This is a genomic window from Uniformispora flossi, assembly GCF_049534875.1.
GTDB classification, from domain to species: Bacteria; Actinomycetota; Actinomycetes; order Streptomycetales; family Streptomycetaceae; genus Yinghuangia; species Yinghuangia aomiensis.
Genome location: NZ_JBMULZ010000014.1, coordinates 49,933 through 62,756, shown reverse-complemented (window position 1 = coordinate 62,756; position 12,824 = coordinate 49,933). Strand labels below are relative to the sequence as shown.

The 12,824-nt window shown below is 74.0% G+C and carries 9 protein-coding genes; 5 read left to right on the top strand and 4 right to left on the bottom strand.

Going from position 1 to position 12,824, the window contains the following annotated elements; all coding sequences use genetic code 11:
- Positions 1–16: 16 nt before the first annotated feature.
- The gene (locus tag ACPA54_RS26830) at positions 17–2,026 is read right to left on the bottom strand and encodes an AAA family ATPase (protein WP_423533956.1); all 2,010 of its coding nucleotides are present in this window, start codon (positions 2,024–2,026) and stop codon (positions 17–19) included.
- A 1,006-nt stretch (positions 2,027–3,032) separates the two neighbouring features.
- On the opposite strand from ACPA54_RS26830, the gene ACPA54_RS26825 reads away from it, so the two are divergent.
- Positions 3,033–4,115: a PucR family transcriptional regulator gene (locus ACPA54_RS26825; RefSeq protein ID WP_423533954.1), complete on the top strand. Its 1,083-nt coding sequence runs from the start codon at positions 3,033–3,035 to the stop codon at positions 4,113–4,115.
- A gap of 146 nt (positions 4,116–4,261) precedes the next feature.
- Positions 4,262–5,395, top strand: a complete 1,134-nt coding sequence (locus ACPA54_RS26820) for a CaiB/BaiF CoA transferase family protein (RefSeq protein WP_423533952.1) — start codon at positions 4,262–4,264, stop codon at positions 5,393–5,395.
- 219 nt (positions 5,396–5,614) lie between these two features.
- Here the strand turns inward: ACPA54_RS26820 and ACPA54_RS26815 are convergent, their stop codons facing one another.
- Both ACPA54_RS26815 and ACPA54_RS26810 read right to left on the bottom strand, forming a co-directional pair.
- Positions 5,615–6,982, bottom strand: coding sequence for an MFS transporter (locus ACPA54_RS26815; RefSeq protein ID WP_423533950.1), 1,368 nt, complete (start codon positions 6,980–6,982; stop codon positions 5,615–5,617).
- Positions 6,983–7,170: 188 nt separating this feature from the next.
- Positions 7,171–7,830 carry a TetR/AcrR family transcriptional regulator gene (locus ACPA54_RS26810; RefSeq protein WP_423533948.1) on the bottom strand — a complete coding sequence of 220 codons (660 nt, stop codon included), beginning with the start codon at positions 7,828–7,830 and terminating at the stop codon, positions 7,171–7,173.
- A gap of 331 nt (positions 7,831–8,161) precedes the next feature.
- Here ACPA54_RS26810 and ACPA54_RS26805 point away from each other — a divergent pair, with 331 nt between their 5' ends.
- The 3 genes from ACPA54_RS26805 (at position 8,162) to ACPA54_RS26795 (ending at position 11,842) form a co-directional block, all read left to right on the top strand.
- Entirely contained in the window at positions 8,162–9,214 is a 1,053-nt protein-coding gene (locus tag ACPA54_RS26805) for a DUF3050 domain-containing protein (RefSeq protein ID WP_423533946.1), read from the top strand.
- An 86-nt stretch (positions 9,215–9,300) separates the two neighbouring features.
- Entirely contained in the window at positions 9,301–10,416 is a 1,116-nt protein-coding gene (locus ACPA54_RS26800; protein WP_423533944.1) for a M24 family metallopeptidase, read from the top strand.
- Between the two features lie 274 nt (positions 10,417–10,690).
- A complete protein-coding gene (locus ACPA54_RS26795) occupies positions 10,691–11,842 on the top strand; it encodes an acyl-CoA dehydrogenase family protein (protein WP_423533942.1) in 1,152 nt (383 codons plus the stop codon).
- 28 nt (positions 11,843–11,870) lie between these two features.
- Here the strand turns inward: ACPA54_RS26795 and ACPA54_RS26790 are convergent, their stop codons facing one another.
- Positions 11,871–12,818 (bottom strand): LysR substrate-binding domain-containing protein, encoded by a 948-nt coding sequence (locus ACPA54_RS26790; protein ID WP_423533940.1) that lies wholly within the window; start codon positions 12,816–12,818, stop codon positions 11,871–11,873.
- Between the last annotated feature and the right edge of the window lie 6 nt (positions 12,819–12,824).

Below are 12,824 nucleotides of genomic sequence, written 5' to 3'. Positions count from 1 at the left end.
CGAACGTGCCTGTCGGTCAGGTGCGGCCGCCGGCCGTCTCGCCGTAGGCCTGGAGCAGGTCGGGCAGCCGGAGTGTGGTCAGCTCCTCGTGGTCGGGCTCGCCGGGGAGGCCGACCAGGCGCAGGTCGCGGTAGGCGCACGACTTCTCGTACAGCGTGCGGACGAACCGGGCGTTCCCCAACTCGTCTATCCACTCCCGCTCGCACACATGTCCGGTGATGCTGCGCATCTCCGCGACGCAGTCCTCGTCCCAGACGTCCCCGCCGACCGCCGCGAGATGCTCGGCTATGCGCGCCAAGTCGTCGGCGTCGTAGCTGGGGAAGTCCACGCGCGAGGTGAAGCGCGAGGTCAGGCCGGGATTGACGGTCAGCAGCCGGTCCATGCCCTCCGGATACCCGGCCAGGATGACCACCAGGCGGTCCCGGTCGTCCTCGGCGCGCTTGAGCAGCACCTGGATGGCCTCGTCGCCGTACGCGTCGCCCTTCGCGTAACCCGATCCGGCGAGCGCGTACGCCTCGTCGACGAACAGCACGCCGCCGAGCGCCGAATCGATCAGCTCGTTCGTCTTCACCGCGGTCTGGCCCAGGAACTCGCCGACCAGATCGGCGCGCTGCGCCTCGACGAGCCGGTCCGATTCGAGCAGTCCGAGCGCATGGAACACCCGGCCCAGCAGGCGGGCCACGGTCGTTTTGCCGGTGCCGGACGGTCCGGAGAACACGAAATGCCGCTTCGGCGCCCCCGCGGGCATCCCGCGGGCCTGCCGCAGCCGCCCCATGCGCATCTGCGCGGACAGGGCGCGGACTTGGCGCTTGACCGGTTCGAGGCCGACCATGCGTTCGAGTTCGTCCAGCGCGGCGGCGAGGTCCTCGGCGGCCGCGGCCGCGGGAGCGGCGGGGACGCTGCCGGGGGAGGTGGGGGACGGGGCGGCAGCGGCAGAGGGCGCGGTGCCGCGGGTGTCTTCGTGGGGCAGGGTGCTGTCGGGGTCGTCGGTGTCCGGGGATTCCGGGCTGCCCGGGGTTGTGGGCGTGCTCGGGGTGTTGGCGTCGGCGCCGCCGGTGTCGGGGCCGGGCGGCAGGTCCGCCGGGCCGGTCGCCGTGTCGGTGGGCAGGACGGGGCCGGCCAGGCGGGCGGTGGCGTCGTAGGTGCCGGACGGCGGGGCGTTGTGCAGCATGGCGGTGGTGTCGGCCGAGCGGGAGCCGCCGACGACGTCCAGCGCGTCCACGGCGTCGAGGGTGTCCAGCGGATCGGCGGCGTCCGCGAGTTCGGCGGTGAGCGCGGCGAGACGCACGGCCGTGTCCATGAACGCCGGATCGGCGTGGTGCACGGCCCGGTACAGGGGGAGCGCGGCCGGGGCGCGGCCGGTCTCCTCGTAGGCGCGGGCCAGCCAGTACCGGAGTTCCTTGCGCTGCGGATGCTCGGACCGGCAGCGTGCCAGCGCCGTTGCCAGCACGTGCTCGGCCTTGTCATACAGCCCGAGCCGGACCCGCGCCATGCCCGCGAACAGGCCCGCCTCCACGCCCAGTAGGGGATCGTCTTCCAAACCGCCCGTGTGGCGCAGCAGTTGCTGCCAGTCCTTGCCGAGGTAGGCGCGGCAGGCGAGGAGGAACCGGGTCGACGCGTCGCCGTCCGGCGGCGGGCAGTGCGCGAGCGCGGTGTCGAGTTCCGGCAGGTGGCGTCCGTCGAGCCAGTGCGAGGCGTGCGCGAGCGCCAGGTCGCGCGGCGTCTCCAGCACGAGCTGCACCCACCAGCCCAGCCAATACCAGGAGTTGAGCGGACGACGGTACTTGGTGCGCTGCTCGCCGAACCGGTCGCGGTGCGCATGCATCGCGACGACCGCGCCCGCGACGTCGACCTTCAAAGCGTGCAGGCCCAGCCAGGCGTCGGCCATGCCCGGGTCGAGTTCGACGGCATTGCGGAACTCGAGTTCGGCGTGGCCGTACTCGCCGCACACGTAGGCGTCCATGCCGCGCAGCCACGCACGTTCGGCCGCGCTCGCGGCGCGCCCCCCACGCTCGATGTGCGCCATCCAGGCTCCCTCCCCCGACGCTCACCAGCCCGGTCCGGCATCCGCGGGCGGCCCCCACAGCCGCCGGCCGCGCGGCCGTCCCGTTCGGGTATTGCCCCGTGGGCGGCCCGGGCAACACACACGGGCCCGCTCCGGACACGACCTGGGCCGGACACGACAGCGCGGCGGACCGTCGGTCACCCGTGGTGCCCGGTCCGCCACGCACGCGCACCCGCATCGTACCCGCGCAACGCGGAGAAAACGGGTCCCTTGCCGCGATCCCCGGCCGCGGACACGGCGGATGACCGCGATCAGGTGAGCGCGTGCGCCGGGCGCACTCCGGTGGCGCGCTGCCTGCGCGCTCCCGGGAAAGCTGTCCTGAGCGTGTTCGCGCCGATACGGTCGGTACATGGGCATCGGCGGCGACTCGGGAATCCCGGCGCACGGGGGACCCTCCCCGGCACGGCGCGGCGACGGCACGGGGATGGGCACGGGCAGAGGCGTGGGTGCGGGCTTGGGTACGGAGTCGAGCGCGACGTCGAGTGCGGGCCCGGGCGCGGGCACCTCCGGCGCGGAATCGGCGGCGGGGTCGGCCCCGGCGTCTCCGCCGGCCGGCGGGGGCCGGGTGGGCACCGCCGGGAGGTCCGCGCGGGCGGCCGGCGCCACCGGGACCCTCGGCGCGCCCGCGAGTACCCGGGCCGGGAAGAAAGCCGCCGCGACGGGGACTTCGGGGGGTGCGGGGGCGACCTCCGGTGTGGTGACCGCACGTCTGGCCGCCGGGAGCACGCGGGAGACCGCACGTCCGCTGCCGGTGCCGAGCCGGGTGCGCGGGGGGACGCTGGCGGCGACGGAACCGCGGGGGGAGCCCGCGGTGACCGTTCCGGCGGGGGCGTTGGGCGCTGCGCCGGGTCCGTCGGGGTCGTCGGCGACGGGACAGGACACGGGTTCGGAGGGAAGGCGGGCTGCGGGGGCGGACCTTGCCGGTGGGAACGGCGAGGAGCCGACGGCGTTATCGGCGGCGACGGCCGTGTCGGCCTCGGTGCCGTCGGTGCCGTCGGTGGCCGGGGACGAGGACTCGGTCTCCGGCGGCGGCGACGGCAACCGGGCGGCGCGGATTGCCGGTGCGCTGCCGGGACCGGCGGTCGTTGCGGCGTCGGCTGGGGTGTCGCGGACCGGGGTGTCGCGGGCCGGTGCGGACGGGCTGGGCCTCCTGCAGATCCTGCTTCCGGCGGCCGCGCAGGCTCTCGGTCTGGCCGAGCAGTTGGCGCGGGCCGCCGGCGAGGCGAGCACCGATGCGGGGGACCTCAAGTACCAGGCCGACATCCTGCGCGACGTGCTGACCGGCCGGGTCACCGACGCCGAACGGATTCCGGTGGCCGGGCTGGGCGCGCTGCTGCAGCGCACCGTCGTCGTGGTGGTCGCCGAACCGGATCCCACCGCGGGGGACGACGCGGCGGCGCTGCGCCGTCAGCAGGACGCGCTCACCGCGGCGTGGACCGCGACCGTGCGGCAGGCCGACCCGGACGGGGTGGTGGCGGGGTATGCGGGCGAGATCGTGGCGCTGCTGACCGCCGTCCCAGGCCAGGGCGGGTCGGGGACGGCGCGGGATGCGGCGGGGCGGGTGCGTACCGCGTGCGCGCGGATTCCGCGGACGTTCTCGACGGGGATCAGCCGTCCGGTGCGGGGGCTTGCCGGGCTGCCCGAGGCGTACGACCAGGCGCGGCGTGCGGTTGCCGCCGGGCGCCGGCTGCAAGGGCCGGGGGCGGTCACGGACTTCGACCGGCTGGGCGTGTTCCGGCTGCTGTCGCTGCTGCCGCCGGACGGGGAGCTTGAGCGCTTCGCGGACGAGGTGCTGGGGCCGCTGGCGCGTCCGCTCGATGCGGAAGCGGCCGATCTGCGCCGGACGTTGCAGGTGCTGCTGGAGACGAATCTGAACGTCGCGGAGACGTCGCGGCGGTTGTACGTGCACTACAACACGCTGCGGTACCGGATCGGCAAGCTGGAACGGCTGGTCGGGCCGTTCACACAGGATTCCCGGCTGCGGCTGGATCTGCTGATCGCGTTGGAGATCGTGCATTTGGCGGAAGGCGTGGTGGCGTCAGGGGAGTGAGGCCGGGGTGGGGCGCGGACTGCTTCGTGCGAGGGCGCGGGCTGCCTCGCGCGGGGCATGGGCGCCGGACGCCGCTTGTGCTTGACTGTGTCACCTAACGAGGTCGGGGCCAGGGACGTGGCCGCAGTCGGAAGGGGCACCACGGTATGGGCGCGCTGTCGGGCATCAAGGTCGTCGAACTCGCAGGAATCGGCCCCGGTCCGTTCGTCGGCATGATGCTGGCCGACGCGGGAGCCGAGATCATCCGCATCGACCGGCTCGGCGGCGGGGGCATGCCGCACCTCGCGGTCGGCCGCGGCCGGCTCGGCGGGCTGGAAGTCGACCTGAAGAACCCGGCGGGCACCGAGACCGTGCTGCGGCTGATCGCGGCGGCGGACGTCGTCGTCGAGGGATTCCGGCCCGGCGTGACCGAACGGCTCGGACTCGGGCCGGACGTCTGCCTCGCCCGCAACCCGCGCCTCGTGTACGCGCGCATGACGGGCTGGGGTCAGGACGGCCCGCTGGCGCCGCGTGCCGGACACGACATCAACTACATCGCGATCTCCGGCGTCCTGCACGCGTTCGCCCGCGCGGGTGAGCGCCCGGTGCCGCCGCTGAACCTGGTGGGCGACTACGGCGGCGGCGCGATGTTCTGCGCCTTCGGCATCCTCGCGGCGCTCGTCGAAGCGCAGCGCTCGGGCCGCGGCCAGATCGTCGACGCCGCCATGACGGACGGCTCCGCGGCGCTGTCGACCTTCATCCACGGCATGCGGGGCGTGGGCGGATGGACGGACGAGCCCGGGACCAACCTGCTCGACACCGGAGCACCGTTCTACGACGTCTACGAGGCGTCGGACGGCGGGTTCGTCGCGGTGGGCTGCATCGAACCGCAGTTCTATGCGCAGTTCTTGACAGGTCTCGGGGTGTCCGGCGAAGACCTGCCCGGGCAGATGGACCGGGCCGGGTGGCCGGTCCTGCGGGCCCGCTTCGCCGAGGTGCTGAAGTCGCGGACGCGGGACGAGTGGACGGCGGTCTTCGAAGACACCGACGCGTGCGTGACCCCGGTCCTGACGTGGGACGAGGCAGCGCGACACCCCCACAACGTGGCCCGCGGGACCTACGTCACGCCGGATGGAACGGTCCAGCCGGAGGCCGCACCCCGGTTCTCGCGGACGCCGTCGGTTGCGGGGGGAGCACCGGGAGAGTTGACGGTGGGGATGTTGGAGGGGTGGGGGCTGGACACAGCCGAGGTGGCGAAGCTGCGTGCGGAGGGGGTTGTGGGAGGGGTTGGCGAGGGGTGAATTGGGGCTGTGGACAACCCGGGCGTGAGTCACCCGGGAGGGTGGTGATCCGGGTTGTCCACAGACTTGCGGGGTGAAATCGGCGGGGTAGAGGCGGGGTTGGGGAAACTGGGGGCGTCGGGGTGGTGGCCCGATGGCGGAGGAGGCGGGGGAGGGCTCTTCGACGCGGCGCCGATGCCCTGACTGGTGGCGGAGGAGGGAGGGCCCGGTAACCGGGGATCAGTGGTTCTGGGTGTTCCCGGCCAAGTGCCATCCCCGCGGCAGCAACCGGGAGCCGGCCGCGACGGCGAGTGCCAGGGCCACCGTCACCCCAAGCCCCACGCGCAGAGTCGTCCCGTCCGCGAGGAAGCCGATGAGGACCGGGCCCAGGAGCAGGCCGGTGTAGGCCATCGTGCCGATGCGGGCGATGGCTGCGCCCGCGTGGGTGGTGTCGCTGCCGCCGAGGGCGCCGCCGACGGAGAACGCGACCGGGACGACGAGGCACACGCCGACGCCGACGAGGAAGAAGCCGACCAACCCTGCCACCGTGCCGTTCGCGGCCACGGCGAGGGCCATGCCGCCGGCGGTGGCCACGCCCGACGCGGTCAGGACCGCTCGTGCGCCGAAGCGGTCGGTGACGCGGTCGCCGGTGAGGCGGCCGATCGCCATCGCGCCTTCGTAGAGCGGGTAGGCCAGTGCGGCGATGGCCTCGGCCGAGCCGAGGGTGTCGCGCAGGTACAGGCCGGACCAGTCGGCGACCGCGCCCTCGATCATGAACGCGCAGAAGGCGATGGCTCCGGCGACGTACACGCCCAAGGGCAGCCGGATGCGCGCCTTCGCCGATGAGGCTTCCGTAGGACCGGCTGTCGCGGGCGACTCGTCGCCGCGGCCGACCACGCGGGACGTGGCCGGCGTGTCCGGCAGGTACGTGCCGCGCAGCCAGAACGCCACCGGCAGACCCACGGCCGAGGCGATGACCACCGACTGCGTGAAGTCCAGCCCGGCCCGCGCGCCCAGCGCGCCGAGGAGACCGCCGGTGACCGCGCCCAGGCTCCAGCCGGCGTGCATGCCGGCCATCAGCGGGCGGCCGTAGCGCTGTTCGAGGATCGACGCCTGCGTGTTCATCGCGACGTCGGTGATGCCGAACACCAGGCCGAAGGCCAAGCCCGCCGCCACCGCGGTACCGAGGTTGGGCGACAAGCCGATCGCGGCGACGGCAATCGTGGACAGCGTCACGGTGATGCGCAGCAGGGCGCGGCTTCCGTAGCGGGCCACGAGGCGGCCCATCAGCGACATCGTGGCGATGCCGCCGATGCCGAACGCCAGGACGATCAAGCCCAGTTGTCCGTCGGACACGGCGAGTTTGTCCTTCAGCGCGGGGACGCGGACCGTCCACACCGCGCAGAGGGCGCCCGCGAGGGCGAACGTTCCCGCGGTGCCGAATCGCGCCCGGCGCAGCACGCTGTCCACGGCGGAGACGTCGTCGGTCTCGGACGCGGCGGGGGCGGCAACGGGTGCCGGGTGTTCGGCGATCGAAACGTCGGTCGCGGGCGCGACGGTCGATACAAGGTCGTCGGATATCGCGGAGGAAGCCTGGTCGGCTGCCATGGGGGTGCCCCTTCCGGGGGACGTAGCGCAGGTGAGGCGAAAGAGGCCGGGGCGGGCCGGAGCTGCCCCGGAACCGGGCGGAAGTCGGAATGCGCGGGCCGACGTCGCGGACGGCGCCGTAGTGCGGCGGGACCGTTCGGCGGCCCGGATGCGCCGTGCCGGTGTGGTGACGAAGCGTCGCTGGGGCGTCAGCCGCTGGTGGGTGCGGAACCGCCGGGGTCGACGCCGAAGCGCGGGTGGCCGGGGCGTTGCCCGCGGTCCGCGGTGCCGCGGCCGACGGCCGTGCCCGCGGCGGCGGGCGTGCGGCCGATGCGGGTTCCGGCCTCGTCGAGCAGTGCGTGGAGCCGGATGCGGAGTTCCTCGCACTCGGCGGCGTCGAACAGTTCGGGGTCGTACTCCATGGCTTCCCACAGCCCGTCCACGGCGAGGCGGACCACGCGGTCGGTGACCGGGTCCAGCTCCTCGTGGTCGGGGCGGCGGTGCCAGCGGCGCGTGGCGGCGCTCAGCGGGTCGCTCAACTGCGCGTCCGTCGCGGCGGCGGCGACGACCGCCCATCGTCGGCGCGGGCGCGCGGGGGCGTCGGCGGTGACGATCTCGAACGTCGCGTCGATGTACGCCCGCGTGTAGTCCCCGCGGGCCGCGCCGCGCCGGGCCTCGACGGCGGCGTCGAACTCGTCGATGAGCCGCTGCACGAGGGCCTTGACCAGTGCGTCCTTCGTACCGAAGTGGTACAGCAGGCCTCCCTTGCTGACCCCGGCTTGCGCGGCGACGGCGGCCAGCGTCAAGGCCGAGGTGCCGCGCTCGGCGAGCAGCTGCTCGGCGGCGTCGAGGAGGAGGTCACGCTTCATACGGAGAACTGTACCGTCCGGACGGTACAGTCCGCGAGAGCTTTTCTCGCCAGGCGGGAGGCCCCGTAAAACCCGCTCGGAGCTGCCGACGCGCGACCGGCGAGCCGCACACCCCGAATGCGCACCTCGCCGCCACCGGGCACAGATGGACCGCATCGTGGCAGAGGAACGGGTGGAATCGGGGGGTTTCGGGGATTCCGGCCAGGGGCGCCCACGGGCGCACCTACGTTCGGGGCGTCGCGAGTCGGGGCGTCGTCGGGCCTTCCCGTCCCGGCTCGCGGCTCGGCCCCGATGTCCCGAGGGGCCGGACCGACAAGCGTGGGGAGCAGCTGTGGACGCGTACGGCGATATCCAGTCGGGCATCCAAGCGGGCGCTGTGCCCGCGACCGGCTCGGCGGCAACGGCCGGGCTGCCCGGGGCGGCCGGGGCCGACTTCTCGTCGGGGACCCGGTGGGGCTCGGCGGTCGGGCCCGACCCGCTGCCGGAACGCGGCAGCGGCGGGGTGCTGGTGCCGGCCGGCGCCCCGGCCGGGATGGTTGCGGTGGCCGCGGTCGTGGACGCCGAACCGGCGGTGTTCGCCGCGCCGCCCCGGGTGACCCGGCTGCTGGGCGAGACGTCGCCCGCGCGGCGGCGGGTGCTGCGGCACCCCATGTACCGGCAGCTCGCCGAGCCCGCCGACGTGCGCGTGTTCATGGAGCACCACGTGTTCGCGGTGTGGGACTTCATGTCGCTGCTCACCGTCCTGCAACGGCAGCTGACGTGTGTCGAGATCCCGTGGACGCCGCGCGGCAACCCCGAGGCGCGGCGCCTGGTCAACGAGATCGTGCTCACCGAAGAGAGCGACCTGACCAGCAAGGGGCCGCGCAGCCACTTCGAGCTGTACCTGGAAGCCATGGCCGCCGCCGGAGCGGACACGACCGCCGTGCGCTGCTTCCTCGACCTGCTGGCCGACGGGATCGCGGTCCCGGACGCCGTCGAGCTGTGCGGCGCGCCGCCCGCGGCGGCCGCGTTCGTCCGGCATACCTGGCGGATCGTCGAGCACGCCCCCCTGCACTGCGTGGCCGCGGCGTTCGCGCTCGGCCGGGAAGAACTCGTGCCGCGCATGTTCGAACACGTCCTGGACGAGGGCGACCCGGGTGCCGAACCCGCGCCCGGCGACGGCGATTTCGGGCTGTTCCGCGAATACCTCCAACGGCACATCGAGGTGGACGGCGACGAACACGGCCCCATGGCGCTGCGCCTGCTCGAAGACCTGTGCGGCACCGACGCCCGCCGGTGGCGGGAGTGCGCGGGCACCGTCACCGTCGCGCTGCGCGCCCGCGGCACGCTGTGGGACGCCGTCGCCGCCGCGATGACCGCCCGTTCCGGGGCCGCCGCGGGGTGAGCCGAAGGCCGGCGCGGGGCGACGCGGCCGGGTGCGGTATCCCTCTGAGCAGGCCGTTCCGGCACGGCGGGGGATAACTTGGGCCTGTGAGCCACAACACGGACTTGTATCCCACCGACCGCCTCGCCACCGCCGCCAAAGCGGCCGCCGAGGCCGGCGTCGACGCCCTTCTCATCAGCCCGGGCGCGGACCTTCGTTACCTGACCGGTTACGAGGCCCTGCCCCTGGAACGCCTCACCTGCCTGGTCGTCCCCGCGGCCGGGGACGCCTTCCTGGTCGTGCCGGGCTTGGAGAAGCCCGCCGCGGAAGCGTCGCCGGCCGCGCGGCTCGGCATCGACATCGCCGGGTGGGCCGAAACGGACGACCCCTACGCACTCATCGCCCGGCGCCTGCCCGACGGTGTCGCGAAGGTCGCCGTCGACAACCACATGTGGGCCGAGAAGCTGCTGAACTTCCGCCGCGCCATGCCCGGCACCGAGCAGACGCTCGCGGGCGACGTGCTCCGCGAGATGCGCATGCGCAAGAGCCCCGCGGAGATCCAGGCGCTGCGCGATGCCGGTGCGGCGATCGACCGCGTGCACGCGCGGGTGCCCGAATGGCTGCGCGCCGGCCGGACCGAACGCGAGGTCGGCCGGGACATCGCCGACGCGATCATCGCCGAAGGCCACGTCCGGGTGGACTTCGTCATCGTCGGCTCCGGACCGAACGGCGCCAGCCCCCACCACGAGCTGTCCGACCGGGTCATCCAGGCGGGCGACCCCGTCGTCGTCGACATCGGCGGCACGACCGAAGACGGCTACTGCTCCGACGAGACCCGCAACTACGTCGTCGGGGAAGCGCCCGAGGAGTACCTGAAGTACTACGCCGTCCTCCAGCGCGCCCAGCAGGCGCAGCGGGAAGCGGTGCGGCCCGGCATCACCGCCGAAGCCCTCGACGCGGTCGGCCGCGACATCATCGCGGACGCGGGCTACGGCGAGTACTTCGTGCACCGGACCGGCCACGGTATCGGCCTGGAGACGCACGAGGAGCCGTACATCGTCTCCGGTTCGCAGCTCGTGCTGGAGCCGGGCATGGCGTTCTCCATCGAGCCGGGCATCTACCTGCCGGGCAAGCACGGTGCCCGGATCGAGGACATCGTGGTGTGCGGCGAGACCGCGGGCGAGCCGGTCAACCACCGGCCGCACGAGCCGATCGTCGTCTGATCCGGCAGGGCCGCGGCCGCGCGGCCCGGCCGGGTCCGGGGTCCGGGGTCCGGGGTCCGCACGGTGGTGTGCGGGCCCTGGGCTGCGCAGGCGACGCGGTCCGTGTCCGCGGGGCGCGGAACGGCAGCGGAAAGCGCAGGGCCGGGCGCGCGGTTCGGGCCTTGGCGAGCAGGGCTCTCGTACGATCGCACCACCAGGCGGCAATCCCGTCCGGCGCACCCGTCGCACCAGTCACCGAAGGACCCGTACCCGGGCACCACGGAAGGACGCACCGATGACCGTCGCGCGCACCCTCCCCACCGACGAAGCCGAAGCGCTGCTCGATCTGACGCGCGACCTCGTGGCCCGGCAGGTCGCCCCGCGGGCGGCGGGCGACGAGGAGGCGGGGCGGTTCCCCCGCGACGTGTTCCGCACGCTGGGCGCGGCCGGGCTGCTGTCCCTGCCGTACCCGGAGGAGTACGGCGGCGGGGGACAGCCCTATGAGGTGTACCTCCAGATGCTCGAGGAACTCGCCGCCGGCTGGCTGGCCGTCGGCTTGGGCGTGAGCGTGCATACCCTTGCCTGCTACCCGATGGCCTCCTACGGCACGGCGGAGCAGCGCGCCGAGCAGCTGCCGGCCATGCTGTCGGGTGAACTGCTGGGCGCCTACTGCCTGTCGGAGCCGCAGTCCGGTTCGGATGCGGCTGCGCTGAGCACGCGCGCGGTGGCCGATCCGGACGGTGAGGCGTACACGGTCGACGGCACCAAGGCGTGGACGACGCACGGCGGCGTCGCCGACTTCTACACCGTCATGGTCCGCACCGGTGATTCGGGCGCGCGCGGCGTCAGCACGCTCCTGGTCCGCGCCGACGCGGACGGCCTGAGCTTCGGTGCGCCCGAGCGCAAGATGGGCATGCGGTCGTCCCCGACCGCCCTGGTGCATCTGGACGGTGTGCGGGTGCCTGCCGTGTCGCGGATCGGCGAGGAAGGCATCGGCTTCCGGATCGCCTTGTCCGCGCTCGACTCCGGGCGCCTCGGTATTGCCGCGTGCGCGGTCGGGGTGGCTCAGGCCGCGCTGGACGCCGCGGTGGAGTACGCCCGGGAGCGGCGCCAGTTCGGTGCCCCCATCGCGGATCTCCAGGGCATCCAATTCCTGTTGGCCGACATGGCGACCGCGGTCGAGGCCGGCCGTGCGCTGTACCTGTCCGCGGCGCGACTGCGGGACAGCGGACGGCCGTTCGGCAAGGAAGCCGCGATGGCCAAGCTGTTCTGCACGGACGCCGCGATGCGGGTCACCACCGATGCCGTGCAGGTCTTCGGCGGCTACGGATATACGACCGACTTCCCCGTCGAACGCTATATGCGCGAGGCGAAGGTCCTGCAGATCGTCGAAGGCACCAACCAGATCCAGCGCGTGGTGATCAGCAGGCATCTGGTCCGCGGCTGACCGCCGCGTGGTGCTCGGCGGGTCGGGGTCAGCCCTCGCCGGGCAGCCCGGCGTCGGCGGCAGCCGGACGCAGCGCGGCGGGGGCGGACGCGGCCAGCGCGGTGGTGAAGGCCCGGACGGCCGGGTGGGCCCCGGCGCCGCGGCGGTACGCGACCTCGGTGTGCCGTCGCAGCGGCAGCGCGGTGAGGGCGACGTTCGCGGACGTCCCTTCGGCGACGGCCAGCTCCGGAACGAGCGCCACCCCCTGGCCGACCGCGACCAACCGCAGCACGGCCGCGAAATCGTCGACGGAATGCCGGGCCTTCGGCGTGAATCCGGCGGCTTCGCAAGCGCGGACGGTCATGGTGTGGCACAGCGTGCCGGGCGTGGCGAGAATCCACCCGGCGTCGCGCCATCGCCGCAGGTCGTCGGCGTTCCCGCCGCGGTCGGGCGGGAAGGGGGCGTCGGCGGGCGCGGCCGCGTACAGGGTCTCGGTCAGCACCGCCTCGGTCTGCACGCCGGAGGCCGCGGGGGCCGGGGCGAAGTCGTAGCGGTGCAGCAACGCGACGTCGAGTTCTCCGGCACGCAGCCGGTCGGTGGCCGCGGCCGGGTCCAGTTCGGCGACGCGCGGTTCCAAGGCCGGGTGCTCCGCGGCGAGCCGGGCGAGCACGCCGGGGAGCAGCGCCTGCACCGCGGACGGGAACGCGCCGATGCGGAGGGGGCCCGCGGGGCCGCCGCGTACCGCGTCGAGTTCCGCGGCGGCCTGCTCCAGCCGGTCCAGGACCGCGTCGGTGTGCGCGACCAGGGCAGCCGCGGCGGGGGTCAGCGCCACGCGCCGCCCGGTCCGCTCCAGAAGGGGCACTCCGGCTTCGCGTTCGAGCGCGGACAGCTGCTGCGATACCGCCGAAGGGGTGTACGACAGCGCGTCGGCGACCGCGGCGATCGTGCCCCGATGGGCGAGTTCTCGCAGCAGGCGCAGGCGACGGACATCAAGCATCAGTTC

Coding starts and splice junctions, on each gene's coding strand:
- ACPA54_RS26790 (WP_423533940.1), bottom strand. CDS start 12,818: ATGCTTGATGTCCGTCGCCTGCGCCTGCTGCGAGAACTCGCCCATCGG.
- ACPA54_RS26815 (WP_423533950.1), bottom strand. CDS start 6,982: ATGGCAGCCGACCAGGCTTCCTCCGCGATATCCGACGACCTTGTATCG.
- ACPA54_RS26830 (WP_423533956.1), bottom strand. CDS start 2,026: ATGGCGCACATCGAGCGTGGGGGGCGCGCCGCGAGCGCGGCCGAACGT.
- ACPA54_RS26810 (WP_423533948.1), bottom strand. CDS start 7,830: ATGAAGCGTGACCTCCTCCTCGACGCCGCCGAGCAGCTGCTCGCCGAG.
- ACPA54_RS26795 (WP_423533942.1), top strand. CDS start 10,691: ATGACCGTCGCGCGCACCCTCCCCACCGACGAAGCCGAAGCGCTGCTC.
- ACPA54_RS26820 (WP_423533952.1), top strand. CDS start 4,262: ATGGGCGCGCTGTCGGGCATCAAGGTCGTCGAACTCGCAGGAATCGGC.